Source organism: Vibrio algicola (assembly GCF_009601765.2).
In the GTDB taxonomy this organism is placed as follows: domain Bacteria; phylum Pseudomonadota; class Gammaproteobacteria; order Enterobacterales; family Vibrionaceae; genus Vibrio; species Vibrio algicola.
The window spans coordinates 1,332,337-1,358,591 of sequence record NZ_CP045699.1; the positions used below are offsets into that span (position 1 = coordinate 1,332,337).

Consider the following 26,255-nt stretch of genomic DNA (forward strand, 5'->3'; position numbering starts at 1 on the left):
AAGTTAAGATAAGCCGCGAACAATCGCCGTAACACCGCTAGTCAAACAAATCACTAAGGTAAAAATACGGATCCATTCTTTCGACACATATTTCACCACCACTTGCGCGGCTACATAACCCAGCCAACCCATTGGTAATAAAGGTAGTGTCATGATCACATGTTGCCAATGAAAACTTCCAACAAAATAAAGCACAAATAAAGAGATAAATGAACTCAGCACAAAGAATGCCGCCAAGTTACCCCGTAACGATGAAGCGTCTTGGTGTTGTAAAATCAGCGCCATTGGCGGGCCACCAATACTCGAACTGGTACCCATAAAGCCTGAACAGAAACCTGCTATCGCCATACGGTTTGCAGTGGGTTCAAAACGTATCGGTAATAAACTGATCAATACCGCCAGTAATACCATTCCGCCCAACCATAACGACAATATTGAGCTGGACACATACAACAGCAGTATTCCACCGGCAATAGAGCCTGGAATTCGACCGTAAATCGCCATTTTTAAACCACCGATGGCAATGCTATTGCGGTATTTATACGCGTTAAATATCGAGTTAAAGAAAGCGACAATGATAACCGGAGCAGGAACGTATTCAGGAGAAACGAGAAATAATAATGGCGCAGCAACCACGGCTAAACCAAAACCAATCGCACTTTGTACAAACGCGCCAAGGAAGATGATCGCCATAGCGATCAATACGGTGCTGTTAAAATCGAACATGTTAACTCAAAAGGTAATGTTAAAAATGCATGATAAACCAGAGTAAGTCATTGTATACATACCTAGATCAAAATAATTCTACTGAATGGTGATAAAAAATGAGTAATAAATTTCATCTTAAATATCAATTTATTTGTTTATAAACTTGAACTTTATGAGCAAAAAACTAACTATACCTTTAGTTCCTTTAAATAAATTGAAGATTGTTATGTTTAAATCTATAAAAACTCTATTTAATCAACTTGTTGAAGAATCTGCTTACGCTTCAAACACCACAGGTAACAGTGAATTGGCGATGGCGGCGTTGTTATGCCAAGTCTCTCAAGCCGATCATTTGGTCGATGAACAAGAAATTATCGCCCAAACTAATATGTTAATGAAGTTAACTGGCAGCAGCGAAAGTGAAGTCCAAGAACTGCTAAGCCAAGCCAGCATTCGCTCTGAGCATTCCGCTTCGGTCTATGATTTTACCGACCAACTGCGAGATTTAGATCAATCACAACGCTTTGAATTAATCCAAGCCATGTGGCAAGTGGCTTATGCTGATGGTTACCTTGACCCGATAGAAGAAGCGGTGATCCGACGCGTTGCTGAACTGCTTTACGTCAACCATAATGAGTTTATCCGCGCTAAATTATCGGTTGCTCCCTCACCTTAACTTGACGTGATTTGAATATGAAAAAATAAAAAGAGGTGTCGGCTGCGCGACACCTATCCTTATTTGTTATATTTTTTTGATCACGTAATTCTCAGCTTGCTTATATGTTTTTTGAAGGTCTTTTGGTAAGAAACTAAGAAATGTATTTTTTAGCAAACTTTTCGCTATGTCTAATCCTTGGGTATCACTAAAAGTCCAAGCATCCGCGGATTCAGTTGTTGCACAATAGCGTATAAGTTTTTCAAACAAAGATCGAACAGATGAAAATGCTTCATCTTTTTTCATTTGTTCAAGATTACAGACAATAGCATTGTTTATATTTAAATTACCGTTATCTACTGATGGACTCACATCTAATAAAAGAAGCTCATTTTCCCCACTATATTTCCAATTTGTTTTATCTTCAAATTCGTTAATCACGGAAACAAAGGCATTGTCACTATACAACCAATCAGTGCCATCAATTTTTGTCACAGGTTCTAGATCTGGATATTTCCCATGTGGCCAGTATGCACCGTAACCGCAACAAAAAATATTTATAGCCTTACCTGAGCGATGATGCAAATAACTTAAAGATTCAAGAATCTCTTTTTTACAAAACTCAGTTCTAGGGTTACAAAATAGTACCGCAACTAAGCTGTGTTTTTGGGTTTTCTCATTAATACTCGTAGCAAGCCTTTCTGATGCGGGTTCAACTGAATCAAAGAACATCATCCTTTTAGGCATTGAGGTCAAATCTCTATTTACAGCTTCTACAATGTTTAAGTAACTTATTGCATCGATCATTCAATTCAACCTCGAAAAATATAACGCTTTGCTAAGCGGCAATAAAATAGCTGGCTAAAATGAGCGAGGAACGAGCAAAAGCCAGCTGTTTTTTGTCCGTTTAAGCAACTTGTTAGCTAGCTTTTCTCTCTGCTAGTTGCCACTTTATTATTTCTTGAGCTTTAATAAAACTCTTGCCATGCCACTTCTCATAGTTTTCCGCTATTGGGTAACCATGATTTATATCTGTTAAATCATCCCACCAAGGATCTTCCGAAAAGCCATTATCTAAATGCGAGCCCGGAAAAACATTACCATTTAAGAGAGCTGAAAACTCTTTTTTATCTAATGTTAATCCCCAGCATTTAGTGTGCAGGTGTAGCTTATCTCTCAGTTCTTTAACTAGCTTATAAAAACTATAAAGTTGACGTTGGCCTCCTGCTCCAACTTCATCACTTATATGCCACGTTCTATCAAAAATAACGTACTTCCACTTAGTTAGTTTTAATAAAATGAATGCTGCTGCTGTATCTGTATTATCCCTAATAAAATATATTCCCTCTGGGGTTAATTCAGTTATTTCTGATAAGTAATCCATTGGATCACTGTGTGAACGAAAGTTGTTGGAATATGGAGAACTCTTCCCTTCAATTAACCACTGTTTGTTTACACCAAAAGTATTTGAATAGTGCTCGATAAAATCAAACGTAGGCTCTTCTTGACCAGTAAATACATTTTCAAGTTCACTAATTTTGTGAAGCTTCATAATCTGAGCTAATTGAGGAATGGTAAACTTAGAATACTCTCGGCCTTCGTTCATAAGCTCTAACGTTTCTTTAAATCTCTTGGCGACTTTTTCCACCTCGGTGTCTTCTTTTATTTCTTTTACCTGAGGAGGGCTTTGAGATGGAATAGTTGAAACATCAGAAGAGTCGCTCTTTTTGTCTTGGGTCTTACTTTTAAATAAAGTGGACAATATAAATGTGGCTATAACCACACCTACTCCAGAAAATAACCACTCTTTGTTCTCAATAATATAATCTAGCATCAATACTCCTTTGGCTAGCTAACAGTGTATTAGCAAGAAACACGGATAAACCCGAAGATTATTTCAACACGTTCACTGCTAATCAATTCATTGATCATCATAAGATACTCTAATGATGAATTTTTTACAGCATTTAGCCGATTTTATGCGATGGAGAAAGCGAGAACTGGGTTTAACAAGCCAATTGTAACAATCCCAAACTTAAGGTTATTACATACTTTAATTTTAAATCAGTGAGTTAGATTAAAATCACAATACTGAACCGTTCTTTTTTGTTCTCGCTTTCTCCATTTTAATGGCAGTTTGGTCAAAACACCATTATAACTGTATATAAACACAGTTAAGAGGTTGTATAATGTCTTCACCATTTATTGAGTCTATTCGACAACAAATTAAAGTGCGCCATTACAGCTTAAAAACGGAGAAATCCTATCTATTTTGGATTAGACAATTCATTCGTTTTAACAAAATGAAACCCCCTAAAAACACCGAGACATGTCAAATTCTCACATTGAAACTTTTCTTTCTTACTTAGCAAACGAGAGGAAAGTATCCAGTGCGACACAAAACCAAGCATTATGTGCCATCATTTTTATGTATCGACACGTTCTAAAAGTTGAGACACCGGATTTAAGCTATTAATTTACAAAGAAACCGAAGCGAATACCTACCGTATTAACTCATCAAGAAGCCAATGTAGTTTTAAGCCATCTTAATGGGCAAAACTGGTTAATATGCGCCCTTTTGTATGGCTGTGGGCTCAGAATCAAGAACGATTCAAGAGCTCTTAGGTCACAGCGATGTAAGAACCACGGAATTATATACACATATCATTGGAAGTCAGTTTTGCTTCAGAAAAGGCCCTTTAGATTAATACCCTGACTCATAGCTAATACTACTGTTTTAATATGCAGCCTTTGATTATTATCGCTGCAAATATCGTCCTTATTTACGCCGATCGGGCATTAATTTATTGATTCACCTTGCCTAGTTAAGGCTTATTGTTGGATACTTACTTATCTTCGTGGGTTGATTTTTTAATGACATCAACCATGATATTGATTACAACACGACACAATGCGGATAAGGCCTAATACCCCATGGTTCATAAGGCGTTAGAAAGAAATTCATTCCAAACGGGTGACATCAATGCAAAACAATGAGCAACCAACTTTTTTCTTCTTCGATTATGAAACATGGGGCGTGAGTCCGGCTAAAGACAGACCTAGCCAATTTGCTGGGGTGCGCACCGATGCCGATTTCAATATTATTGGCGAGCCTTTGGTGATTTACTGCAAGCCGCCTGCCGATTACCTACCTAATCCAGAAGCGGCATTAGTGACTGGAATTAAACCGCAACTCACCGTGCAAAAAGGACTGCCTGAGCCTGAATTCATTCGCCTTATCCATGAACAATTCGCTCAGCCCAATACCACGTCATTAGGCTATAACAATGTGCGTTTTGACGATGAAGTCACCCGCTACACTCTCTATCGTAATTTCTACGATCCGTATGCATGGTCATGGCAAAACGGCAATTCGCGTTGGGATTTATTAGATGTGATGCGGACTTGTTACGCGCTGCGCCCAGATGGCATCAATTGGCCAGAAAACGACGATGGACTGCCAAGTTTTAAACTCGATCGACTGTCGGTTGCCAACGGTATCGAACACAGTAATGCTCATGATGCGATGGCGGATGTGATCGCCACCATCGAACTGGCGAAAAAATTAAAAGCTGCGCAACCTAAGCTATTCAATTACCTGCTCAATATGCGCCATAAAAACAAATTAAAAGCACAAATTGATATTGTGAACATGACGCCCTTAATGCATGTCTCTGGCATGTTTGGTGTGCAGCGTTCTAATACCAGTTGGATTGTGCCAATGGCGTGGCACCCAACTAACGCTAATGCGGTGATTGTGGTCGATCTGGCTAAAGATCCTAGCCCATTACTGGAATTAGACGCCGAACAGCTGCAAAAACGTTTATATACCAAGCGAGATGATTTAGCGCCCGATGAACTGCCGGTTCCGATAAAACTGGTGCATCTCAATAAGTGCCCAATCCTAGCGCCTGCAAAAACCTTAACCGCAGAAAATGCCGCCAACATAGGGATCGATCGCGCCCAGTGCTTGGCTAATTTGGCCATATTAAAAGCCAATCCTGAGATCCGCGAAAAATTAATCGGTTTGTACAGTATTGAGCGTGAATATCCGCAAGATGATAATGTGGATACCCAGCTTTATTCAGGCTTTTTCTCACCTGCCGATAAATCAACAATGGATATTATCCGTGAAACAAAACCGGAGAATCTAGCCGGTTTAGAGCTTTCGGTTAAAGACTCCCGGATCGCCCCCTTATTATTCCGTTACCGCGCTCGAAATTACCCTGCGACACTCAATGAGCAAGAACAAGACCAATGGCGCGCACATTGCCGAGAATACTTTGAAGCTAACCTTGAAGATTACCTCCTAAATCTTGAGAATCTTGCACACGAACATGAAAGTGATAGCGCGAAAATGGACGTTCTGAAAGCGGTGTATCAATATGTTGAATCGATCGCTTCTTAAACAAGCACTATAAGGATGTAAAGTGTTTAAAAAGGTTATGGGGTATATTATTTCTTTTGCCATTATCATGGGCTGTCTATGGCTCGGTAATGGCATCCAAGCTTTGCTGTCACTGTCGATCCCTGGCAGTATTTTTGGCATGTTGATTTTGTTTGCACTTTTGGCATCAGGGCTGATAAAAGTGGAATGGATAAGCCCTAGTGCGCATGCTTTTATTCGCTATATGATCATTCTATTTGTGCCGATCAGTGTCGGCTTAATGGATCACTTCCCGATGCTGATTGACAATGCGCTGTCTATTTTTGCCAGCAGCGTGGGGGCAACAACCATTGTTTTAGTGGTGCTCGCACTGAGCTTACAAAAAATACTCAGCTCTCACGATAAAGTAGAAAAAACAAGCAAAAGTAAGGAGTCATAATATGTGGTTACTACTAACGTTTGTGGTTTTCTTTGCGGTGCGATGGCTGGCGATAAAAATCAACAATCCACTCGCCAATCCTTTGTTGTTGAGCATCATCATTATTATTCCGATTTTAATGGCGCTTGATGTGCCATATAAAGTCTATTACGCTCAAAACGACTGGATGACCTATCTACTGCAACCTGCCGTTGTGGCGCTTGCCTACCCACTTTATGAACAACTGCCCCAAATAAAACAAAATTGGAAAATCATCTTTCTTGCTTGCGGTGTTGGCAGTTGCATGTCGATGCTCACCGCCGGATTAATTGCCGTATCCTTGCATACCGACCCGACGTTAGTCGCCAGCCTTATGGGTAAATCAGTCACTACCCCGATAGCGATGGAAATAGGCAAAAGCTTAGGTGGCGAACCCGCTATCGCGGCCATTTTAGTGTTAATTGTTGGTGTATTTGGTTCGGTATTTGCCTACCCAATTTATACATTACTCGGCGTGACCCACCCAATTGCACGCGGTTTGACTATGGGGACAGTATCGCACGCGTTAGGTACCGCTACTTGCGCCGGTAAAAATGCGGAAGATGCTGCTTTTAGCTCTTTGGCACTCGTTAGTTGCGGCATTATAACGTCTATACTTGCGCCAGTATTCTTCGCTTTTTGTTTGTGGGTAGGTGGCTTTATTGGTTAAAGTTAAAGCTTGATTTAAAAAGGGCTTGGCTCGGCAAGTTGCTAGTGTTAAATGTTCAGTCAATCTGCCCCCAAAAACAACAGGAAGCTTATTATGCTTCCTGTTTTTCTCTCCAATCTTTGAACATCAATAGCAATACCACTTTAAATGAGATCTAGCTCACTTAATAAAGCAATAAATTGTCGACTCCGCCTCATTATTTGACGCATGTAACTCTTTAATGAAACTTGAATGTATATACTTTAAAAAAAACGTGATCAACCCCATATTGTTAATTATCGAATCATTTGCACAAATTTCTTAAGTGCCCATTCGGTATCGAAAAATTAAAAGGAACATCCCATGACGATTCAGCACAACATTGAGCTTTTTGGATCTTTACCATCACATGTCCAAGCCAAGGCTACCCAGTATTTTAATCATCCAGACTTTAGTGGTCACCTTGATGCAAGCCAATATCAAGATCTTTTGGCCGATTCTGGCTTAAACGATACGCAACTTAAACTGGCTTTACTTCCGCTTGCCGCTTCACATTCCTATTGCCCTATTTCTGATTTTCATGTTGGCGCGATTGCTGAAGGTTTATCTGGTGCAATCTATTTTGGTGGCAACCTTGAGTTTTCAGGCACGCAATTAGGACAAACGGTTCATGCAGAGCAATCTTCGATCAGCCATGCTTGGATGAAAGGTGAAACGGGAATTAAAAATATCACCATCAATCATTCTCCGTGTGGTCACTGCCGTCAGTTTATGAATGAGTTAACCAGTGCCAACGATCTGATTATTCAATTACCACAGCGCCCTGCAATGTCACTGGCACAATTATTACCTGATTCTTTTGGCCCTGGTGATTTAGAAGAGCCTCGCCGTTTAATGGATCAAAACAAGCAATCCCATAGCGCTCCAGAAGTCACACCATTAATGCAAGCGGCAGTGGATGCTTTAAATATGAGTCACGCACCTTACTCTAACAATTACAGCGGCGTTTCATTACAAGTGACAAGCGGCGCGATTTTTAATGGCAGCTACGCCGAGAACGCGGCATTCAATCCAAGTTTGCCACCACTGCAAGTGGCGATTAATTTATTACTATTAGCCGGTCATTCACTCGATACTATTGAAGCCGCTTGTTTAGCTGAGATCGCTGATGGATCCATTAGTCATTTAGCGGATACCCAAGCCACTTTAGAAGCGATTAATCCTGATATTACGCTGGAATACGCAGCGCTTTAAGATAGAGTTCAAAAATAATAATGCCCAATCTGTTGTTGGTTACTACAACCACAGATTGGGCGTTTTTTATGCATTTAATTTTTTATTGCCGAACTTATTGCGCAAACGATTGCTTGGGTGAGAAAAATCAGTATGATCTGAGCCAATTTCATTTTGTAGAGAATCTTTATCATGTTTGGAACGGCGACGACAACGAGCGCAACGAAAGTTTTATTATTAGGTTCAGGCGAACTCGGTAAAGAAGTGGCGATTGAATGCCAACGTTTGGGATTAGAAGTGATCGCGCTTGATCGCTACCCTAATGCTCCTGCCATGCAAGTTGCTCATCGCAGTTATACGGTGGATATGCTCGATGGTGATGCGATTGAAGCCATTATCGCCAAAGAAAAACCAGACTATGTCGTCCCCGAGATCGAAGCGATTGCGACCGACAAATTGGTGGAACTTGAGGCAAAAGGCTTAAATGTTGTCCCGACTGCGAAAGCCACACAATTGACGATGAACCGTGAAGGTATTCGCTGTTTAGCGGCTGAAGATCTTAATATTCAAACCTCACCATATCGCTTCTGTGATACTTATCAAGAGTTTGAACAAGCGGTTGAATTTGTCTCCATGCCATGTGTGGTTAAACCTATCATGAGCTCATCAGGCAAGGGACAGAGCGTAATAAAAACCAAGGCTGATATGCAAACCGCTTGGCAATACGCTCAAGAAGGTGGCCGCGCGGGTGCGGGTCGGGTCATTGTGGAAGGCTTTGTTGATTTTGATTATGAAATAACGCTACTGACTGTTCGCGCGGTCGATGGTGTGCATTTTTGTGCTCCGATTGGACACCGACAAGAAGATGGCGATTACCGTGAATCTTGGCAACCACAAGTTATGTCGGCGAGTGCGATCCAAGCGGCGCAGCACATGGCAGAGAAAGTCGTCAATGCACTGGGCGGTTATGGTTTATTTGGCGTGGAATTATTTGTTAAAGGCGATCAAGTGATCTTTAGTGAGGTATCCCCTCGCCCGCACGATACCGGCATGGTGACTTTGATATCACAAGAGTTATCCGAGTTTGCCTTACATGTGCGCGCTTTTATCGGCTTGCCAATTAACTCTATCATCCAATATGGGCCATCGGCATCTGCGGTTATTTTAGGCGAAGGAACATCAAACAATATTGGCTTTGATGGCTTGGCAAACGCGGTCGCGCAGCCTCAAACTCAAATCCGTTTATTTGGTAAACCCGACATTGATGGTCGCCGCCGTTTAGGGATAGCATTAACTCGCAGAGACAGTGTTGAGCAGGCAATAGAAGAGGCCGTTGAAAGTGCCAGCAAAATAGAGATCCGCTACTAATCGCTTATCATCATCGTGGCTCGGAATGTGAGCCACGAAAAAGGTACATTAGTTTTCAATTAACCACACTTCTTCAGCAAAGCGTGATAATCCATTTTCTATTTTGGGATGATTGGCACTGGCTTCATCACGTTGTAAACGCGTCACTTTCATACCCGCATACATGGCGCGGATCTCATCTTCCGGCACGCTAAACGGTGGGCCTTGCATTTCATTTTGATCGTAATCCAATCCAATCAATAAAATTTTACCGTTTGGTTTCATTAACGACTTAATTCTTGCTACATAGTCAACACGCAACGCTGGTGGTAGCGCTATCATCGCGGCGCGATCATAAATTAAGTCATAACTTTCTAATGGCGCAGTAAAAAAATCACCGCTGTAGATCGACAACTCATCAAATTGATAAAGCTCATGCAGGTTATTAAGCGATGTTACGGTTGGTGTGTAGAGATGCTCGGCAAAAAAAGCACGTACCGCAATATTACTGAGCTCAACCCCAGTGACCGATTGATGTTGAGTGGCAAGCCAAATCAAATCTTCGCTTTTACCACATAAGGGCACTAAAACATTGTGTTCTTGTTTCGGTTGTAAGTGTGACCAAAACTGCGGCAGTAAGGGGTTCACATCAGCCAGATGAAAACCAATTTTATTTGCTGCCCATTTACTGTGCCAAAATTCTTGATCTTGCATTTTTATCCTTACTCCAGATAACAAAAAGGCCACCTAAGTGACCTTTATTGGTTAAATACTCAATGTTATTTTTCTATCTTGATATTTTCAACACGAGCTTTAAGCTTCTGACCCGGGCGGAATGTCACCACTCGACGTGCAGAAATTGGAATGTCTTCGCCAGTTTTAGGATTACGTCCTGGACGTTCACTTTTATCACGAAGATCAAAGTTACCAAAACCAGACAATTTTACCTGTTCACCGTTCTCTAATGCTTTTCGAACTTCTTCAAAAAACACTTCTACGGTTTCCTTAGCATCACGTTTACTGTAGCCAAGTTTTTCAAACAGGTTTTCAGCCAAATCGGCCTTAGTGAGCGCCATAAAACTATCCCTCATTTGTAACCACAGTATTTGTGGAATATGTTGTATTTACATGTCAGCAAGCTAAAAGCTAACGATAACTACGAAAGTGTAAGCCAACCTTATGATTTTCGCCAAATTTTTTAATTCAATATTTAGCTTTCTAGCCATTTACAGCACTGAGCATAGTATAAATAGTGGAAGTTATTGGTTTTATTCTCTGCAAATTAGTGATTTTTGAAAATTAATATCTATTTAAATAATATAATTAGTGTTTAACTTTGTTTTTGAAATTACGCGATCTGGCAATAAAAAGATGCATTTAAAGTGTCATTTACATAATAATTACTGTTATAACATAAAGTTAAAAATTATCTAAACTCATTTATTTAACGCTGATTTTTTTCTTGTATAAGATCTCGCCGCCACTATCAACATAAGCAACAGCATTAATGGCGTTAACCATAGCACATAGGTTGAGGCTTCAAATTTTGGTTTATAGAGTACGAACTCACCAAAACGATCGGTCATAAAGTTAAGAATATCTTCGTTGCTGTGCCCTTGATCGACCATCTTATACACTTGCAGTCTCATATCTCGCGCAATCGACGCATTTGACTCGGTCAAGTTTTGATTTTGGCAGCGAGGACAGCGAAGTTGGCGGGCTAAATAATCGGCTCGATGCTGATCTTGGGCATTTTTAAACGCAAACACATCCACCAACTGAGCGTTATCGCTATTTTGCGTTTCGGTAGCAGCTTGAATACTCACCGATCCACTGGCTACTGCCACGTTTTGCCACACTAATACACTCAATAACATCACACCGCTGATTTTTAATCCACTCCACAATCTAAGCATAGTGACTCTCCAATAGGCATCGAGGTTTTTGTAACATATAACGCGTAACAGATAGGCCTCCACCTAACACCATTAATAATCCGCCAAGCCATAACCAGCCAACGAACGGTTTATATTGGATCCGCACTGCGTAATGGGTTTTATCTATTTTATCGCCCATTGTGATATACCAGTCTCCTAACGCGGTATTATAAACACCCGGTTCAGTCATATTCATGGTTCGAACGGTGTAATGACGACGTTCTGGATAAATGGTGGTGATATATTGCCCTTGAGGGTCATACAGTGCCACTACCCCTTTCTCCGCAGTATAGTTTGGTCCTAGTACCAGTTTGGTTTTTTGATATTCTAATTGATGACCATTTAATGTCACTTGTGAACCCGGCGCGAGCTTTTGATTGGTTTCCACCGCGCAATAACTGACTAAAGTTGCCCCAATAATCGTCACCGCCACGCCGCAGTGAGCGAGTACCATCGCAAGTTGCTTGAGTCGCGCCCCCGATGATTTAAACCAAGCTTGTAACGCCGATACTATCACCCAACAAGACAAAATCAGGCTCAATACGACCAAAGCGTAACTTTGCTCATACCATTGATATTCAGGTCGATACAATCCGTAACTGGCCGCACCGCCAATCACAATCGCCAATAAAAAGCCCATTCTGGTATTTTCTAACAAAGCTTTCATATTGGTTTTATGCCATTTTAAAGCCGGCATGATCCCCATCACAATGCACATCACAAACACAATCGGCACAAAAATACTGTTGAAATAAGGCGCGCCGACCGAAATATTACCCAAATCAAAAATTTGGAAAATCATTGGGTATAGCGTGCCGAGCAACACCGAAAATGTCGCTAGAACCAATAAGCCGTTGGTCATAAAGTACGCCATTGAGCGCGACAACCACGAGAATTGTACTGGTTGAATATAACGATTGGCTCGCCAAGCAAATAAACTCAATGACGAGATCAATACCAGTGACAATATCACCAGCAACACCACGCCACGAGTCGGATCGGCGGCAAACGCATGCACCGAGGTTAGCACCCCAGAGCGCACAATAAAGGTGCCGAGTAAGCTGAGTGAAAAGCTAAAGATGGCCAGCAATAAACTCCAGCCTACCAGTTGCTTTTTATGCTGAGAAATAGACAAAGAATGCAGCAATGCCGTGCCGGTTAACCATGGCATTAAAGAGGCATTTTCAACAGGATCCCAAAACCACCAGCCGCCCCAACCTAGCTCGTAATAAGCCCACCAAGCGCCTAATACAATTCCGCCAGTTAAAAACGCCCACGAAGCCACCGCCCACGGCCGCATCCACTTAGCCCAATCCAATTCAATCTTAGGTGAAATAAGGGTGGCGATAGCGAAAGCAAAACTGACCGAAAAACCCACATACCCGAGATATAACATCGGTGGATGAATGATGAGTCCAATATCTTGCAACATAGGATTTAAGTCGCGCCCTTCAAATGGCACAGGAAATGCCCGCAAAAAAGGATTAGAAGCAAAAATAATGTAACCACCAATCGCGATTGCAATTAAGGCCAACACCAAAATAACAATCGTCATAAATTGTTGATCTCGTTTACGACCAACATAGGCGGCCAGCGCCGACCAACCGGTGAGCGACAACAACCAAAATAAGAATGAACCTTCATGTCCGCCCCAAACGGCAGCCACTTTATAAAAAATAGGCAAATGAGTATTAGAATGCAGAGCCACATATTGAACCGAGAAATCATCTTGCGCAAAACACACCGCTAAGATAACAGTACTGATCGCCACTAAAATAAATGTGGCGTAGCTTAACTCTCTTGCGGCTTTAGCATAAAAGTCAGCTCGATGGTTTGTATCCGAGAGGCCAACGTGATTAGCTTGAATAAATTTAGGGTCCATAATCGATGTTTTATATAAGCATAGACTTGCCAAGCACGCGGTTAACACTGCGCACATTACCGCAAGAATAAGAATAAAATGACCGACTTCTGGAAGCATAGAGTTACCAATTAAAAAAATAAAAACCAAAGGCAGAACTTAAATAGCGCTGCCTTTATTAACTTGGAGAGCAATAGACCTATATCGCTTAAAGATTTGTATTCTCCAAGCAATATAGGAATCCAATCACACCACCGTCATTTGTCCTGCATACAAAATAAAGGTACGCAGCATTAACACGCCGAGTAAACTCAATCCGGTTACCACGATAACAAAGGTTTTCTTATGTTGGGTTTGCGCCGAACTAAAGTGATTTAACGCTAAAGGTAACAACATACCTATACCGACAACACCAATCCAGAACCACGTTGCCCAAAAACCACTGCCGATTGCCGTTGCCACCGCCACTTCTTTTTGTCCACCGCCAAAATACAGGCCAACAAAAAAAGCACACAATACAAACAGTTCGACCAAAACCACCGGACGCTCAAATCCGTGGATCCATTTTATACTTGGGCTATCGGTTGGCTCTTTAAAGCCTGCGACCCCAAACAAAATACACGCGGCTGCGCCAGAGGATAAACTTGAGAACAAGAATAATACCGGCAAAACAGGGTTATTAAGTAATGGATAGGTTTTGAGCGCTGAAAGTAAGAAACCAGTATACGCAGCCAGTAGCACCGCTAATACCACCAGAAATATTTCAATTCCATTCTCAAACTTTTTACACGCGGTTAAAACCGTATTAATCAGGTTGCGAATGGCCGATAATCCCGACAAATACTTGCTCATAAAGTCGTAGATTTCTTGTTTGAACATCACGCCCAACCAAATAAACAACACCACCATGTAGATTTGGAACAACATTACCCCCATCGACATCACGGATGTTGGGTTGTAATGCAGCATGATTTTCCAAAAGGTCCAAGGACGTTGTAAATGGTAAACCAAAATACTGAGACCAAAGATGATCCCAAGTGGCGCAAAAATGGCATTTGCTCTTAAAATACCGTTTAAATTTGCAGGGCCTTCAATCACTTTACGCTTTAAGTAAATTGAAATCATCACCCCACCCGCCGACATGCCTGTCAAAAACAAGTACAGCGCAATGATCCAATCCCAAACTAAAGAATCGAAATGAAACGCATTGGTTAAGATATCACTCATCCTAAGATCTCCCCTTTACTGTTCGGCACTTTATACATCTTAGGCTCGGTACCGAGTTCAGATTTCATGCGATACACAGGGTGAGAATGAATCACTTTGCTTATCTCACTACTTGGATCATTTAAGTCACCAAATACCAATGCATTGGTTGGACACGATTCAACACAAGCTGGTTGCTTACCATTTTTAAGGTTGGTATCACGGCAGAAATTACACTTATCAGCTACATGGGTTTCTGGATTAAAGAAACGAACCTGATAAGGACAAGCTGCAAGGCAATAACCACAACCGACACATAAATCATGATGGACATCGACAATGCCCGTTTTAGGATCTTTGTAAGAAGCTCCCGTTGGGCATACATGCACACAAGGCGCATTATCACAATGTTGGCAAGAAATACGCTCAAAGGTATAACCCGCATTTGGGTATTCGCCAATTGCTTCACTGCGCTTGATTTTTAAACGCGTTACGCCTTCAGGTACTTTATTCACTTCACGACAAGCATCGGTACAGGCCGTACAGCCGATGCAAAGATTTTCATCATGCACCATGCCGTAACGGATCTTGCCATCTTTCATGCTCGCGATCAGTTTTTTGCCCGAAGCCACTGCGGTATTGGAGATCACACCAGTGGTAAAAATTACCGCACCAGTACCAAGTAAAAAGTTACGTCTTGAACACGACATACTAGTCACCTCGTTTATGGTTAGCTTCAAAAGCTGAATGGCAATCAACACACATCTGAATGCGCTGCTTACTTTCAATATTTTTTATCGGATCAGTCGTTGGGTGAACCTTATGACAAGAAGCACAAGATAGTTTTAATGCATGTACATCATGGGTCCAGTCAGCTTTACGCAGTTCTGCAGGGGCATGACAATCAACACATTGTGCATTTTGTTTGGATATGTTTTTTGCATCATCAACTGGCATAACTAAACTTGCCGCCACTTGACCACGGTGAAATTTAATCACTTTGTCAGCGCGATCACGGTGATGAGGTCCAATATTACTATGACAATCGATACAACCGACATTACGGCCAGTTTTTTCATTAATAGCGGTCGCATGAGCACCTTTTAAAGCGTCATGATCGTCCTTATGACATTGAGTACACGCGTAATTTTTATCACGCACAAATTGAACCTCATACTTCCCATCAGAAGAGATTTTTTGTGTTTGATTTAGTTGTGCTATCTCAGTGTTGGCGGACGCTCCTATTGAAAAAACCAACCCGATCAATAAGGTAAGTCCTACCCCTATTGATTTTAAGGCTTTCTTTTTACAGTCCATTTTCTGCACCTTTTTCTTAACAAAATGATCGATTACCGATCTGTTTTGCTCATATTAACTATGCGAGAAACTGTTCAACCCACGATTTTTGTATGATTATTGAACCCATTTATAACAATTGCGTTACCAAGTGTAATAATTAGAATCAACAATCTATATTCGTTCTGGGATCACAATCGCTCTCAGATGCAACTCAAATCCTTTGAATCAAAGGGTACTTAAAAATGTATTAGCCACAACGCTTAACACCGACATTGAAACCTATTTTCAGCAAAAATAAATGGAGCTGATCGGCACTATTTTAAACCCACATTTTTAATATATCTTCTATTGATTTTGATCAATAACCTTACAATTCATACTGCCTATGAATCAAACTTGTTGCTATTATTTATCAGCACTCTACTGCTTATTAATCATTTGCCGCATTCACAACGCTTGGCTTTTTGAAATAATGACTGGAGTAATCACTGTGAATATAAAATGGATGAAAAAAAACGCTGTGAATGCGACCCTTTTGTCTCTGTTGAGCGTAACTACTTTTGCGTTAACCACCTCAGCTCAAGCGACCGAAGCAAAGCAAACCCAAGCGACGACTCAATCCGCGAATCAGAAAATGCGTTTTGATCCTCGAAATGAAAAATTTGAATCTGACCACCCAGAGCAATATCAAAGCTGGAAAGATACCTCTAAAAGCAAACACATTACCGATGCACTCAAAAACGATCCTAATATGGTGGTTTTATGGGCAGGTTATGGCTTTGCTAAAGACTACAATGCCCCACGCGGCCACTTCTATGCGGTTACCGATGTGCGTGAAACTCTGCGTACTGGCGGCCCTAAAGATGCGAAATCTGGCCCGATGCCAATGGCATGTTGGAGCTGTAAAGGCCCTGACGTACCGCGTGTGATTGATGAGCGTGGTGAAGACGGTTACTTTGAAGGCAAGTGGGCTCGCTTAGGAGCACAAATTGTTAACCCGATTGGTTGCGCCGATTGTCATGATACTCAAAGTGATGATTTCAAAAAAGGCAAACCTGCGCTACGTGTTGCCCGTCCTTACGGCAAGCGCGCAATGGATACTATCGGTCGCCCATTTGAGAAACAAGATCGTTTTGGTCAACAGTCTCAAGTGTGTGGTCAATGTCACGTTGAATACTACTTCCAGAAAGACAAGAAAAACGCGGTTAAATTCCCATGGGATAACGGAGTAACCGTTGACGAAATGGAAGCATACTACGACAAAATTGGCTTTAGTGATTGGACTCATGCCGTTTCAAAAACACCAATGCTAAAAGCGCAGCATCCAGAGTATGAAACTTGGCAGCTTGGCATCCACGGTAAAAACAACGTTGCTTGTGTTGATTGTCATATGCCTAAAGTGAAAAACAAAGATGGCAAAGTGTATACCGACCATAAAGTAGGTAACCCTTTCGACCGCTTTGACGACACCTGTGCGCAATGTCATACCCAAGACAAGAAAACCATGATGAACATTGTTAAGTCTCGTAAAGACAAAGTTCAAGAGATGAAACTTCTGGCTGAGAAACAAATTGTGGCAGCACACTTTGAAGCTAAAGCCGCTTGGGATGCGGGTGCTACCCCAGCAGAAATGAAAGACATCTTACTTGATATTCGACATGCACAATGGCGTTGGGATTACGCAATCGCCTCACACGGTGTTCACATGCACGCACCAGAAGTCGCGCTACGCGTTCTTGGTACTGCGGTAGACCGTGCGACAGATGCTCGTACCAAACTTATCCGCCTACTTGCGAAGAAAGGCATCACGGATCCAGTCAAGATCCCTGATATCTCAACCAAAGAAGCGGCGCAAAAAGCACTGGGTATGGATATGAAAGGCATGAATCAAGAGAAACAAGACTTCTTGAAGACGGTTGTACCTGAGTGGGATAAAGAAGCGAAGAAACGAGAAGCAAGCTATCCTCAATAATAGCGGGCCTCAATAACACCGATAACGTGTTAGTGTGAACTTAAAAGCTTGGTCATGATTGTGACCAAGCTTTTTATTGTCTAATAACTAGGGGCTGTTGATCTTTCGTGGTTGTTTTTGCTGCGAATTGTTGGGTTTTTATACAAGGAAAAGGCTTTGTGGTGTAGCTGGCTACACGAAAAGCCGATGACGAAGTAGAAAAGACCAACAAACGCAGCCCGAAGGGTTCGGCTAAAAGCCTTTTACTCTTCGTTAAGTCTCATTTACTTAGAATAACTAGGCTTCAATCGACTTGCCTCGATTAAAAGGCTTTTATCTCGAACAAAATTTAATCACGAAAGATCAACAGCCCCTAAACTGTCTTGAGATGCTAACACTATAGATTACGTTCTTTCCTCATCATTTAAACGCACTAAAGACCATTTGATATTTATTCTGACAAGAGAATTCGCTATACGTTAAAATCAGACTATTGATCAATGAAATGGGGACTTTTATATGGATAAGAATTTAAAACATTCAAATAAGCCGACCGAAAAATTCACTCCCGATTTAAAAAACTTTGAGACCAGTTTATCTTATGAAGGTATGGAATTAAAAGCCCATAAATCTCGATCAATAAAAGATCTTAAACAACAATATGCGCGATAAATATGGGGTTAATCACTACCGGTATTGCTACTCCGGATCTGACGTCCTCATAAATAAACTCAATATAAAAGATAGTCTTGATCTGGAGGAAGCTGAGGTTGCATTTTCCAAAGAAAGATACCTTTCCTACCAAAGTAACAAGACCCAACTGGATCACTTCAATTTTGGACATTTAAAACATTTACACTTTGTTTTATTTCAAGATCTTTATCGTTGGGCTGGTCAGCTCAGAGACGTAGATATATCTAAAGGTAACACTCGCTTTTGTACTTATTCACGTATTGAACCTGAAGCAAACAAGTTATTCTCTCAAATAGCATCTTTATCAACTGCAAATAATAAAGAGCACCTTATAACTCAAGCTGCTGATTTATTTTGTGAAATGAACTTACTTCATCCTTTTAGAGAAGGTAATGGGAGAACACTACGTTTCTTTTTCGAAGAAATGTTGTTTGTAGCAGGATATGATGTTGTATGGCCTGTAATAACTCCAGAGTGTTGGATTGAAGCTAACATTGCAGGTGTGCATTTTGACCTAGCACCATTAAAGAATATTTTTCATCAAGCCATCACTCTGCATAAAAATTAATCCGCTATCAATGCATCAACTCTTTGGCTTGGTTAATTGCTTTAATAATGGTGACGCGATCAACATCGTCATGATTGGTGTCGAGTGCATGCTGCCAAAGATCAATCGCATCTTGGTATTCAGCATTTAAGAAATGATCCGATGCCAATAACATCAATGTAGGCACATTGTCTTTATCGACCGCAAGCGCCTTATCTAACAAGGCTTGTGTTTGTGGGGTAATCCTTTGATTATTTTCATAATATAACGCAGTCGCATGGGCGGAATAAATATTGGCTTGTGGCTCTTTAGCTAAACGTTCGGCGTAACTAAAAGCGGTAGCGGCATTTTCAAACTGATTGGCGTACATATAAGCATTGCCCAACGCGTACCAACTCTCCCCTTTTTGTTTGTCTTTCATTACTAACGCTTGCATCGCTTCAATTTGTTGTTGATTAACTTGTGAGCCGGTTTGGATCAAACCTTGTTGATTTGATTGGGGATCGCTGTGTTGCTGTCGGCTATTTTGAGTCGAGGCTTGCTTTTGCTGCCAATCAGGTTGGCCAATATAATGATAAATAGTTAATGACGCCGAGGCTAAGAACGTGACTAGCAAGATTGGAAACCACCCATTAGGGCTATTTTGAGTGTTCTTTTTACTGCGCCAATAAGCTAAATACACCACCACGGCAAGCACCAATACCACACCAAAAATCCCAATCATTAACGCTTCCTATTGTTATCTATTACGAGGTTTTATGAGTTTCTAAAGCTTATTTTTATTGAACACTCATATTAACTGAATCCCTCTGAAACTAATTTGATCCCACACATTACTCGTCATTTTATTTGCCTTTCTCATCAAAAAACAGTCACTAGCAAAAAAACCAGCCCAACCTCTAAAGCATCCGCTTAGTGATTGGACTGGTTTTTGGATTATAAAATAGCTTGTGTCTTATAAAGTCGCTTGTGGCTTAAATTAACAGCAATAAGCAAACGCTATTATTTCTTCATCATGTACATATCACGAGTATAACGTCGGTCTGACGCATTGGTGGCGCTAAATCCGCCAAGTGCCTCATTTTTTAGCACAGAACGAGTGTAGAAATACACCGGAATAGCAGGCATATCATTAGCAAAGATCTGCTCGGCATGTTGATAGTAGCTTAAACGTTTGGCTTCATCTTGCGCTTGGCTAGCATCTGCCATGGCTTTATCGTAATCCGCATCATGCCAACCGCCATAATTCATACCTGCTGAATCAAAGTACGATAAGAAGGTTGACGCTTCGTTGTAATCCCCCATCCATGCGTAACGCGCGACAGAGAAGTTTTTATCGGCCAAGGCTTGAATAAAGGTTTTCCATTCTTGGTTTGCAATGGTTACATCCGCGCCTAAATTCTTTTTCCACATTGATCCCATCACAATCGCCAGTTTTTTATGTGCTTCACTAGTGTTGTATTCAAGCTCAAATTTTAGTGGGTTACTTTTATTGTAGCCTGCCTCTTCCAATAACTGCTTAGCTTTAGCAATACGATCTTTTTGCGACATTTTCGCCCAATCAAGATCCGGTACTTTAAAGCCAGCAACGGCCGGTGGTGTATTAGTGTAAGCTGGAATTTGCCCCTGCCCTAAAATACGCTCGGCGATCACGTCGCGATCAATAGAATACGCCAGCGCTTTACGTACCCGCGGATCATCAAATGGTTTTTTATCAAGATTGAACAAGTAATAATAGGTGCCGAGTGATGGCATGGTTAATAACTGATCTGGACGCTCTTTTTTGATGGTTTGATACAATTCCAGTGGCACCACTGAAGTGATGTCCATTTCGCCAGTACGGAAGCGGTTATACTCTGCATTCACATCCGAAATCGGCAGATAGGTCACCTTGTTGATCACGGTATCTTTATCATTCCAATAGGCTTTATTACGAACTAGCTCAACTTTTTCATTGATCACCCAATCGGATAATATGTAGGCGCTGCTGGTAACAATGTTGCCCGGCTTGGTCCACGCTTGACCAAATTTTTTCACTGCTGCTTCGGGTACCGCAAAAGTACTTTCATGCGCCAGCATTTTGGTGAAATACGGCACTGAACGTTCAAGTTCAATTTGGAAGGTATGATCATCTAGCGCTTTCACGCCTAAGGTATCAATATTCTTACTGCCTTTGGTAATGTCTTTGGCGTTTTTGATGCCGGCCATTTCTAAATACCAAGAATATGGCGCACCCGTAATTGGGTTAACGACACGTTTAAACGCAAACACAAAATCACTGGCTTTGATTGGCGAGCCATCCGACCAATTGGCATCACGCAAATGGAAGGTATAGGTTTTTCCATCGTCCGAGACTTCCCATTTAGTAGCCAGCGCTGGAATGATATTGCCTTGTTGATCTTCGGTTACAAGACCTTCAAACATATCGCTGATCACGCGAGAGCTGGCAGTATCGGAAGACATGGATGGATCAAGGGTTGGCACTTCATCGCCATTACCGCGCACCACTTCTTGTTTTTGAGCCAGTTCAACACCAGCGGGCACTTGCGCAGCAAAAGAGGGATTTATAAGCAGCAAAGAAATGGCGGTCGCCACCCCTGTTTTTATCAATTTTTGCATCTGGTAATTCCTTTTATAATGTTTGTGCATCCTGCAGATATGATCGCTTTTGTCTCATCTTGAGTGACACTATCTGTGTGTCTTATTCAAAGCTATTCATTTCAAACCGCAAATTCAAAATAGTCATTTCAAACTCACTGTAAATATCATATCAATTACACCAATAATGTAGCCTTCCTGATAGAAAGCATAATTATTTTTACCAGACTTTTAACAAAAATTCATTACCTTAAATCAAAAACAACCAATCTCGTTACACTTATCTTACTTAATACTTCCTATAGAAACCTTCTGATCATCGAATACGTAAAATTAGAAGAATAAAGTAATATTATGAGCAAGTTTTAGACAAAAAAAATCCGCTTCCAGAGCTATTGCAGATGAATAGTCTTGAAACGGATTTTACACACTCTTTTGCGAGTGAGGTTACAACTTATTAATCCAACATATTACGAGAATTAGTCGCGTAAGCTGGCATTAAATTTATCGCTTAATGTGGCAACAATCGCCTCTACAGAAGCGGCAATGTCTGCATCTTCTAAGGTACGTTCGATTGATTGAAGGCTTAATGCGATAGCTAGGCTCTTCTTGCCTTCTTCCACGCCTTGACCTTGATACACATCAAACAGTTTCGCGCCCGTTAATAGCTCGCCACCAGAAGCAAGACAAGCTGCAACGATATCGCCACTGGCTACGGTTTCATCGACGACTACCGCAATATCACGGCGGTTAGCTGGGAATTTAGATACCGCTACCGCTTCTGGCAATACACGTTGATTAATCGCTGCCCATTCGATTTCAAACACGATAGTGCGGCCGTTAAGACCAAACTTACGTTCGAGTTCTGGGTGAACCGTACCAATAATACCGACTTCTTTTTCAGTCTCTAAACCGGCATTGATCACGATAGCAGCCGTTTGACCTGGGTGCAATGCTGGGTGTTTCGACGATTTAAAGCTGTAAGCAAGCTCGTTTGAAGTCAGCTCAAGTACCGCCTCTAAGTCGCCTTTCAGATCAAAGAAATCAACGCTGTTAGTGGCGATATCCCAATGTTCTTCACCGCGAGTTCCAGCGATCACACCGGCTAGCATTTCTTCTTGGCGCATGCCGTTTTCAGCAGATTGATCAGGAATGAAACGCATACCGTATTCAAACATACGTACGCGAGATTGTTGACGTTTCTGGTTATGTACTACGGTGTTGAGCAAACCTTGGATTAAACCAAGACGCATCGCTGACATATCGGCAGAAATTGGGAATGGCAAAATCAATGGCTCAATATCTGGCACGATCAATTTTTGCTGTTCAGGTTCAACAAAGCTGTATGTGATCGCTTCAAAGTAACCACGGTCAACCAGTAAATCACGTACGCGTTTTAGCGGTTGATTAACTTCTTTATGCAAGTTCATGCTAAGCGCGGCAACAGGTGCTTGGTTTGGAATGTTGTCGTAGCCGTAAATGCGGCCTACTTCTTCAATCAAATCTTGCTCAATCGCGATATCAAAACGCCATGAAGGAGATGTTGCCGTCCAACCTTCTGTTGTTTCTTTAACATCACAGCCTAGACGAGTTAAGATCTCAACTACATCGGTTGATGGAATTTCATGGCCTAACAAGCTGTCTAGTTTTGCACGGCGTAAAGCCACCGTGTTAGCAGTTGGAAGATCGGCTTTTGATTCAGCGGTAACGATTGGGGCAACCTCACCACCACAAATCTCAACCAATAATGCAGTCGCACGTTCCATTGCAGAAACTTGTAAACACCAATCCACACCACGTTCAAAACGCATGGATGAATCTGTGTGTAGACCGTAGCTACGAGCACGGCCACGGATCGCATCGGGTCCGAAGAATGCACACTCTAACAATACGTCTTGAGTATCGGTGCTTACGCCTGATGCTTCGCCACCAAAGATGCCGGCAATTGCCAAGGCTTTTGATTTGTCTGCGATCACTAATGTATCGCTGTTTAGCTCCGCTTCGTTGCCATCAAGCAGCGTCAGTTTTTCGCCTTGCTCAGCCATACGAACCACAATGCCACTGTCGATTTTAGCTAAATCAAACGCGTGCATTGGTTGACCTTGCTCAAGCATCACAAAGTTGGTGATATCAACGATTGGATCAATAGAGCGAATACCACAGCGACGCAGTTTTTCTTGCATCCAAACCGGGCTTTCGGCTTTTACGTTCACATTGCGGACAATACGTCCAAGGTAACGAGGACAAGCGTCAGCAGCGTTAATATCAATCGTGATGGTATCGTCAATGCTTGCCGCAACGGCTTCAACACTTGGTTGCTTCACTTCAAGGCGATTCAATACACCAACTTCACGCGCAAGACCGCGTAAACTAAAGCAATCGGCGCGGTTAGCGGTTAAATCAACATCAATAGTGACATCATTAAGATCAAGGTATTCACGGAAACAGGTTCCTAATACCGCATCTTGAGACAGCTCTAAAATACCATCAGATTCCACATCAATACCAAGCTCGGTGAACGAACACAGCATGCCGTGAGATGGCTGACCACGTAATTTCGCTTTTTTGATTTTGAAATCGCCTGGCAGTACTGCGCCAACGGTCGCAACAGCCACTTTAATGCCTAAACGACAGTTAGAAGCACCACAAACAATATCTAATAATTCTTCTGCGCCAACATCGACTTTGGTAACACGCAGTTTGTCGGCATCTGGGTGTTGTTCACACGACACCACTTGACCTACTTTGACACCAGTAAATGTGCCTGCAACCGGCAGTACATCATCCACTTCTAAACCAGCCATAGTAATTTGATGTGCTAGTTCTTCACTATTGACGGCTGGGTTTACCCACTCACGTAGCCAAGATTCAGAAAATTTCATTATGCTCTAGCCCTTACTTAAACTGTTTTAGGAAACGAAGATCGTTTTCAAAGAATGCACGTAAATCATTTACGCCGTAACGAAGCATAGTTAAACGCTCGATACCAATACCAAAGGCAAAACCTGAGTATTTTTCAGGGTCGATGCCCACGCTGCGCAATACATTTGGATGTACCATGCCACAACCTAAGATCTCTAACCATTTTCCATCTTTACGTTTTACATCTACTTCAGCAGAAGGCTCTGTGAATGGGAAGTAAGACGGACGGAAACGCACCTCTAGATCTTCTTCAAAGAAGTTACGCAAGAAGTCGTTCAAAATGCCTTTAAGTTGAGCAAAGTTCACATGCTCGTCCACCAGCATACCTTCTACTTGGTGAAACATTGGCGTGTGAGTTTGATCGTAGTCGTTACGATATACACGACCAGGCGCAATAAAGCGGAATGGCGGTTTGCCCTCTTCCATGGTGCGAATTTGCACGCCAGAAGTATGGGTACGTAACATAAGATCAGGATTAAAGAAGAAAGTATCGTGATCGGTACGGGCTGGGTGATCTTCTGCAATATTCAAAGCATCGAAGTTATGGAACGCATCTTCGATTTCAGGACCAGAATGAACACTAAAACCAAGTTCGCCAAAGAATTGCTCGATACGTTCAACAGTACGAGTTACAGGGTGAATACCACCGTTTTCAATGCGACGACCAGGTAGAGAAACGTCCAGCGTTTCTGCTGCTAGCTTCGCTTCTAGTTCTGCACGTTGTAATGCGTCTTTACGAGCGGCGATCGCTTGTTGCACTAAACCTTTTGCTTTATTGATTTCTTGACCCGCAGTGCGACGCTCTTCAGGCGGTAATTTACCTAAGCTTTGCAGTTGAAGGGTTAAATCGCCCTTTTTTCCTAATACCTGTACACGCACATCTTCTAGCGCGACAACAGAATCAGCCTGCTCAATCGCGGCCGTTGCATTGGCAATAATTTGTTCTAATTGCATCGTTTCCTCACCTACCGTTGGGTAGTGTTGGCTATGGTTTTTAGTTTGGCTTTTATTCTGCTTATTAAGTAGATATTGCCATTTTGCTCAACGTCTCGTAGAGGTTAAGCTTGAATAACCCCAGTAAAAAGTTATGCAAAATGACTATCACCTAAAACGCTTTCAAAAAGCCCACGAAAATAGTGCTATATAGTAATGAAATGCAGCCCTAAAGCCAAATTGAAATCGCCGTTTATTCTGGTTAATTTACCCTAATAATGGCGAGATTGGCGTCACTTAACCATAATTGAGCCAATGGTAACTATATCAACCCTTTTAACTTCGCCAATCCATAGGCATTGACACTGGTGGCATCTTTAATCTCACCCGACAAAATCATCGCTTCAAATTCAGATAGTGAAAATGATTTCGACACCAAACCTTCTTCTTCCGCATCGAGTTGTGTGGCAGTGTGTTTAAAGTCAGACGCCAGATAAATATGATAGCCTTGGGTAGAATAACCATAAGCGAGGTACTGAAAGCCAACGTATTGCATATTGCTTGCGATTAAACCGGTTTCTTCGCGTAACTCTCCGGCAGCCAGCTCCAGCGGATCCGCATTAGGATTATCTTCCCATGCACCCTGTGGCAATTCCCACAAACGTTGCTCTACCGCATAACGGTATTGCTGCACTAAATGCACACATCCATTCTCAATCGGTAGAATGACCACAAAATCCGGTTTTTCTACTACCCCAAAGATCCCTTCCGCTCCGCTAGCTCGCTCGATCTTATCTTCACGAACTGTCATCCATTTATTTTGATAAACCACTGTAGAATCGAGGGTTTTTATTTCTTTCATTGATTCGATA

The 26,255-nt window shown here is 41.8% G+C and carries 26 protein-coding genes; 11 read left to right on the plus strand and 15 right to left on the minus strand.

All coding sequences use genetic code 11. The features are described 5' to 3' along the window. Positions 1-3: 3 nt before the first annotated feature. Complete coding sequence (locus GFB47_RS06155) at positions 4-693, minus strand: sulfite exporter TauE/SafE family protein (protein WP_178306488.1); 690 nt, start codon at positions 691-693, stop codon at positions 4-6. A gap of 241 nt (positions 694-934) precedes the next feature. Between GFB47_RS06155 and GFB47_RS06160 the strand changes: the two genes are divergently transcribed. Further along, entirely contained in the window at positions 935-1,384 is a 450-nt protein-coding gene (locus GFB47_RS06160) for a tellurite resistance TerB family protein (protein ID WP_153447183.1), read from the plus strand. A gap of 66 nt (positions 1,385-1,450) precedes the next feature. Here the strand turns inward: GFB47_RS06160 and GFB47_RS06165 are convergent, their stop codons facing one another. Together GFB47_RS06165 and GFB47_RS06170 are read right to left on the minus strand one after the other, a co-directional pair. Beyond that, positions 1,451-2,170, minus strand: coding sequence for a hypothetical protein (locus tag GFB47_RS06165; protein ID WP_153447184.1), 720 nt, complete (start codon positions 2,168-2,170; stop codon positions 1,451-1,453). Positions 2,171-2,282: 112 nt separating this feature from the next. Beyond that, positions 2,283-3,197 carry a hypothetical protein gene (locus tag GFB47_RS06170; RefSeq protein ID WP_153447185.1) on the minus strand — a complete coding sequence of 305 codons (915 nt, stop codon included), beginning with the start codon at positions 3,195-3,197 and terminating at the stop codon, positions 2,283-2,285. A 355-nt stretch (positions 3,198-3,552) separates the two neighbouring features. On the opposite strand from GFB47_RS06170, the gene GFB47_RS16765 reads away from it, so the two are divergent. From GFB47_RS16765 to purT, 7 genes are all read left to right on the plus strand, one after another. Beyond that, on the plus strand, positions 3,553-3,732 hold the full coding sequence (locus GFB47_RS16765; protein WP_218619078.1) for a phage integrase N-terminal SAM-like domain-containing protein: 180 nt from the start codon (positions 3,553-3,555) through the stop codon (positions 3,730-3,732). Beyond that, positions 3,693-3,839, plus strand: coding sequence for a phage integrase N-terminal SAM-like domain-containing protein (locus tag GFB47_RS16770; RefSeq protein ID WP_218619079.1), 147 nt, complete (start codon positions 3,693-3,695; stop codon positions 3,837-3,839). Before GFB47_RS16765 ends, GFB47_RS16770 begins: the two co-directional genes overlap by 40 nt. 507 nt (positions 3,840-4,346) lie before the next feature. Next, on the plus strand, positions 4,347-5,771 hold the full coding sequence (sbcB, locus tag GFB47_RS06180; RefSeq protein WP_153447187.1) for an exodeoxyribonuclease I: 1,425 nt from the start codon (positions 4,347-4,349) through the stop codon (positions 5,769-5,771). Positions 5,772-5,793: 22 nt separating this feature from the next. Beyond that, positions 5,794-6,189 carry a CidA/LrgA family protein gene (locus tag GFB47_RS06185; RefSeq protein WP_153447188.1) on the plus strand — a complete coding sequence of 132 codons (396 nt, stop codon included), beginning with the start codon at positions 5,794-5,796 and terminating at the stop codon, positions 6,187-6,189. Position 6,190: 1 nt separating this feature from the next. Then, positions 6,191-6,877, plus strand: coding sequence for an LrgB family protein (locus GFB47_RS06190; RefSeq protein ID WP_153447189.1), 687 nt, complete (start codon positions 6,191-6,193; stop codon positions 6,875-6,877). A gap of 342 nt (positions 6,878-7,219) precedes the next feature. After that, positions 7,220-8,110, plus strand: coding sequence for a cytidine deaminase (gene cdd, locus GFB47_RS06195; protein WP_153447190.1), 891 nt, complete (start codon positions 7,220-7,222; stop codon positions 8,108-8,110). 171 nt (positions 8,111-8,281) lie between these two features. After that, the gene (gene purT, locus GFB47_RS06200) at positions 8,282-9,457 is read left to right on the plus strand and encodes a formate-dependent phosphoribosylglycinamide formyltransferase (RefSeq protein ID WP_153447191.1); all 1,176 of its coding nucleotides are present in this window, start codon (positions 8,282-8,284) and stop codon (positions 9,455-9,457) included. A 48-nt stretch (positions 9,458-9,505) separates the two neighbouring features. Here purT and GFB47_RS06205 read toward each other — a convergent pair whose 3' ends face one another. The 7 genes from GFB47_RS06205 to nrfB all read right to left on the minus strand — a co-directional run bounded on the left by GFB47_RS06205 (position 9,506) and on the right by nrfB (position 15,757). Continuing rightward, positions 9,506-10,150 carry a thiopurine S-methyltransferase gene (locus GFB47_RS06205; RefSeq protein WP_153447192.1) on the minus strand — a complete coding sequence of 215 codons (645 nt, stop codon included), beginning with the start codon at positions 10,148-10,150 and terminating at the stop codon, positions 9,506-9,508. A 65-nt stretch (positions 10,151-10,215) separates the two neighbouring features. Beyond that, complete coding sequence (ihfA, locus tag GFB47_RS06210) at positions 10,216-10,512, minus strand: integration host factor subunit alpha (RefSeq protein ID WP_153447193.1); 297 nt, start codon at positions 10,510-10,512, stop codon at positions 10,216-10,218. Positions 10,513-10,872: 360 nt separating this feature from the next. Beyond that, entirely contained in the window at positions 10,873-11,352 is a 480-nt protein-coding gene (gene nrfF / locus GFB47_RS06215) for a heme lyase NrfEFG subunit NrfF (protein WP_203218751.1), read from the minus strand. After that, positions 11,345-13,354: a heme lyase CcmF/NrfE family subunit gene (locus GFB47_RS06220; RefSeq protein ID WP_153447194.1), complete on the minus strand. Its 2,010-nt coding sequence runs from the start codon at positions 13,352-13,354 to the stop codon at positions 11,345-11,347. The genes nrfF and GFB47_RS06220 overlap by 8 nt, the downstream gene beginning before the upstream one ends. Before the next feature lie 126 nt (positions 13,355-13,480). Then, entirely contained in the window at positions 13,481-14,461 is a 981-nt protein-coding gene (gene nrfD, locus GFB47_RS06225) for a cytochrome c nitrite reductase subunit NrfD (protein WP_153447195.1), read from the minus strand. Continuing rightward, positions 14,458-15,150: a cytochrome c nitrite reductase Fe-S protein gene (gene nrfC, locus GFB47_RS06230; RefSeq protein ID WP_153447196.1), complete on the minus strand. Its 693-nt coding sequence runs from the start codon at positions 15,148-15,150 to the stop codon at positions 14,458-14,460. The genes nrfD and nrfC overlap by 4 nt, the downstream gene beginning before the upstream one ends. Position 15,151: 1 nt before the next feature. Then, positions 15,152-15,757 (minus strand): cytochrome c nitrite reductase pentaheme subunit, encoded by a 606-nt coding sequence (nrfB, locus tag GFB47_RS06235; protein ID WP_153447197.1) that lies wholly within the window; start codon positions 15,755-15,757, stop codon positions 15,152-15,154. A gap of 487 nt (positions 15,758-16,244) precedes the next feature. Here nrfB and nrfA point away from each other — a divergent pair, with 487 nt between their 5' ends. From nrfA to GFB47_RS06250, 3 genes are all read left to right on the plus strand, one after another. After that, positions 16,245-17,711, plus strand: a complete 1,467-nt coding sequence (gene nrfA / locus GFB47_RS06240; RefSeq protein ID WP_153447198.1) for an ammonia-forming nitrite reductase cytochrome c552 subunit — start codon at positions 16,245-16,247, stop codon at positions 17,709-17,711. A gap of 498 nt (positions 17,712-18,209) precedes the next feature. Then, entirely contained in the window at positions 18,210-18,362 is a 153-nt protein-coding gene (locus tag GFB47_RS06245) for a hypothetical protein (protein ID WP_178306454.1), read from the plus strand. Continuing rightward, positions 18,352-18,951: a Fic/DOC family protein gene (locus GFB47_RS06250; RefSeq protein ID WP_153447199.1), complete on the plus strand. Its 600-nt coding sequence runs from the start codon at positions 18,352-18,354 to the stop codon at positions 18,949-18,951. Before GFB47_RS06245 ends, GFB47_RS06250 begins: the two co-directional genes overlap by 11 nt. A 7-nt stretch (positions 18,952-18,958) precedes the next feature. Here the strand turns inward: GFB47_RS06250 and GFB47_RS06255 are convergent, their stop codons facing one another. The 5 genes from GFB47_RS06255 to GFB47_RS06275 all read right to left on the minus strand — a co-directional run bounded on the left by GFB47_RS06255 (position 18,959) and on the right by GFB47_RS06275 (position 26,245). After that, complete coding sequence (locus tag GFB47_RS06255; protein ID WP_153447200.1) at positions 18,959-19,654, minus strand: TPR domain-containing protein; 696 nt, start codon at positions 19,652-19,654, stop codon at positions 18,959-18,961. A gap of 278 nt (positions 19,655-19,932) precedes the next feature. Next, positions 19,933-21,549, minus strand: coding sequence for a peptide ABC transporter substrate-binding protein (locus GFB47_RS06260; protein ID WP_153447201.1), 1,617 nt, complete (start codon positions 21,547-21,549; stop codon positions 19,933-19,935). Positions 21,550-22,007: 458 nt separating this feature from the next. Next, on the minus strand, positions 22,008-24,410 hold the full coding sequence (gene pheT / locus GFB47_RS06265; RefSeq protein WP_153447202.1) for a phenylalanine--tRNA ligase subunit beta: 2,403 nt from the start codon (positions 24,408-24,410) through the stop codon (positions 22,008-22,010). Between the two features lie 13 nt (positions 24,411-24,423). Then, positions 24,424-25,404, minus strand: coding sequence for a phenylalanine--tRNA ligase subunit alpha (gene pheS / locus GFB47_RS06270; RefSeq protein ID WP_153447203.1), 981 nt, complete (start codon positions 25,402-25,404; stop codon positions 24,424-24,426). A gap of 301 nt (positions 25,405-25,705) precedes the next feature. Continuing rightward, positions 25,706-26,245, minus strand: a complete 540-nt coding sequence (locus GFB47_RS06275) for an NUDIX domain-containing protein (protein ID WP_153447204.1) — start codon at positions 26,243-26,245, stop codon at positions 25,706-25,708. Positions 26,246-26,255: the final 10 nt, after the last annotated feature.

What these genes read in the sequence shown, in the direction of transcription:
- GFB47_RS06155 (WP_178306488.1), bottom strand. Translation starts at nt 693, where the DNA reads ATGGCGATCATCTTCCTTGGCGCGTTTGTACAAAGTGCGATTGGTTTT.
- GFB47_RS06160 (WP_153447183.1), top strand. Translation starts at nt 935, where the DNA reads ATGTTTAAATCTATAAAAACTCTATTTAATCAACTTGTTGAAGAATCT.
- GFB47_RS06165 (WP_153447184.1), bottom strand. Translation starts at nt 2,170, where the DNA reads ATGATCGATGCAATAAGTTACTTAAACATTGTAGAAGCTGTAAATAGA.
- GFB47_RS06170 (WP_153447185.1), bottom strand. Translation starts at nt 3,197, where the DNA reads ATGCTAGATTATATTATTGAGAACAAAGAGTGGTTATTTTCTGGAGTA.
- GFB47_RS16765 (WP_218619078.1), top strand. Translation starts at nt 3,553, where the DNA reads ATGTCTTCACCATTTATTGAGTCTATTCGACAACAAATTAAAGTGCGC.
- GFB47_RS16770 (WP_218619079.1), top strand. Translation starts at nt 3,693, where the DNA reads ATGTCAAATTCTCACATTGAAACTTTTCTTTCTTACTTAGCAAACGAG.
- sbcB (WP_153447187.1), top strand. Translation starts at nt 4,347, where the DNA reads ATGCAAAACAATGAGCAACCAACTTTTTTCTTCTTCGATTATGAAACA.
- GFB47_RS06190 (WP_153447189.1), top strand. Translation starts at nt 6,191, where the DNA reads ATGTGGTTACTACTAACGTTTGTGGTTTTCTTTGCGGTGCGATGGCTG.
- cdd (WP_153447190.1), top strand. Translation starts at nt 7,220, where the DNA reads ATGACGATTCAGCACAACATTGAGCTTTTTGGATCTTTACCATCACAT.
- purT (WP_153447191.1), top strand. Translation starts at nt 8,282, where the DNA reads ATGTTTGGAACGGCGACGACAACGAGCGCAACGAAAGTTTTATTATTA.
- GFB47_RS06205 (WP_153447192.1), bottom strand. Translation starts at nt 10,150, where the DNA reads ATGCAAGATCAAGAATTTTGGCACAGTAAATGGGCAGCAAATAAAATT.
- ihfA (WP_153447193.1), bottom strand. Translation starts at nt 10,512, where the DNA reads ATGGCGCTCACTAAGGCCGATTTGGCTGAAAACCTGTTTGAAAAACTT.
- nrfF (WP_203218751.1), bottom strand. Translation starts at nt 11,352, where the DNA reads ATGCTTAGATTGTGGAGTGGATTAAAAATCAGCGGTGTGATGTTATTG.
- GFB47_RS06220 (WP_153447194.1), bottom strand. Translation starts at nt 13,354, where the DNA reads ATGCTTCCAGAAGTCGGTCATTTTATTCTTATTCTTGCGGTAATGTGC.
- nrfD (WP_153447195.1), bottom strand. Translation starts at nt 14,461, where the DNA reads ATGAGTGATATCTTAACCAATGCGTTTCATTTCGATTCTTTAGTTTGG.
- nrfC (WP_153447196.1), bottom strand. Translation starts at nt 15,150, where the DNA reads ATGTCGTGTTCAAGACGTAACTTTTTACTTGGTACTGGTGCGGTAATT.
- nrfB (WP_153447197.1), bottom strand. Translation starts at nt 15,757, where the DNA reads ATGGACTGTAAAAAGAAAGCCTTAAAATCAATAGGGGTAGGACTTACC.
- nrfA (WP_153447198.1), top strand. Translation starts at nt 16,245, where the DNA reads ATGAAAAAAAACGCTGTGAATGCGACCCTTTTGTCTCTGTTGAGCGTA.
- GFB47_RS06245 (WP_178306454.1), top strand. Translation starts at nt 18,210, where the DNA reads ATGGATAAGAATTTAAAACATTCAAATAAGCCGACCGAAAAATTCACT.
- GFB47_RS06250 (WP_153447199.1), top strand. Translation starts at nt 18,352, where the DNA reads ATGCGCGATAAATATGGGGTTAATCACTACCGGTATTGCTACTCCGGA.
- GFB47_RS06255 (WP_153447200.1), bottom strand. Translation starts at nt 19,654, where the DNA reads ATGATTGGGATTTTTGGTGTGGTATTGGTGCTTGCCGTGGTGGTGTAT.
- GFB47_RS06260 (WP_153447201.1), bottom strand. Translation starts at nt 21,549, where the DNA reads ATGCAAAAATTGATAAAAACAGGGGTGGCGACCGCCATTTCTTTGCTG.
- pheT (WP_153447202.1), bottom strand. Translation starts at nt 24,410, where the DNA reads ATGAAATTTTCTGAATCTTGGCTACGTGAGTGGGTAAACCCAGCCGTC.
- pheS (WP_153447203.1), bottom strand. Translation starts at nt 25,404, where the DNA reads ATGCAATTAGAACAAATTATTGCCAATGCAACGGCCGCGATTGAGCAG.
- GFB47_RS06275 (WP_153447204.1), bottom strand. Translation starts at nt 26,245, where the DNA reads ATGAAAGAAATAAAAACCCTCGATTCTACAGTGGTTTATCAAAATAAA.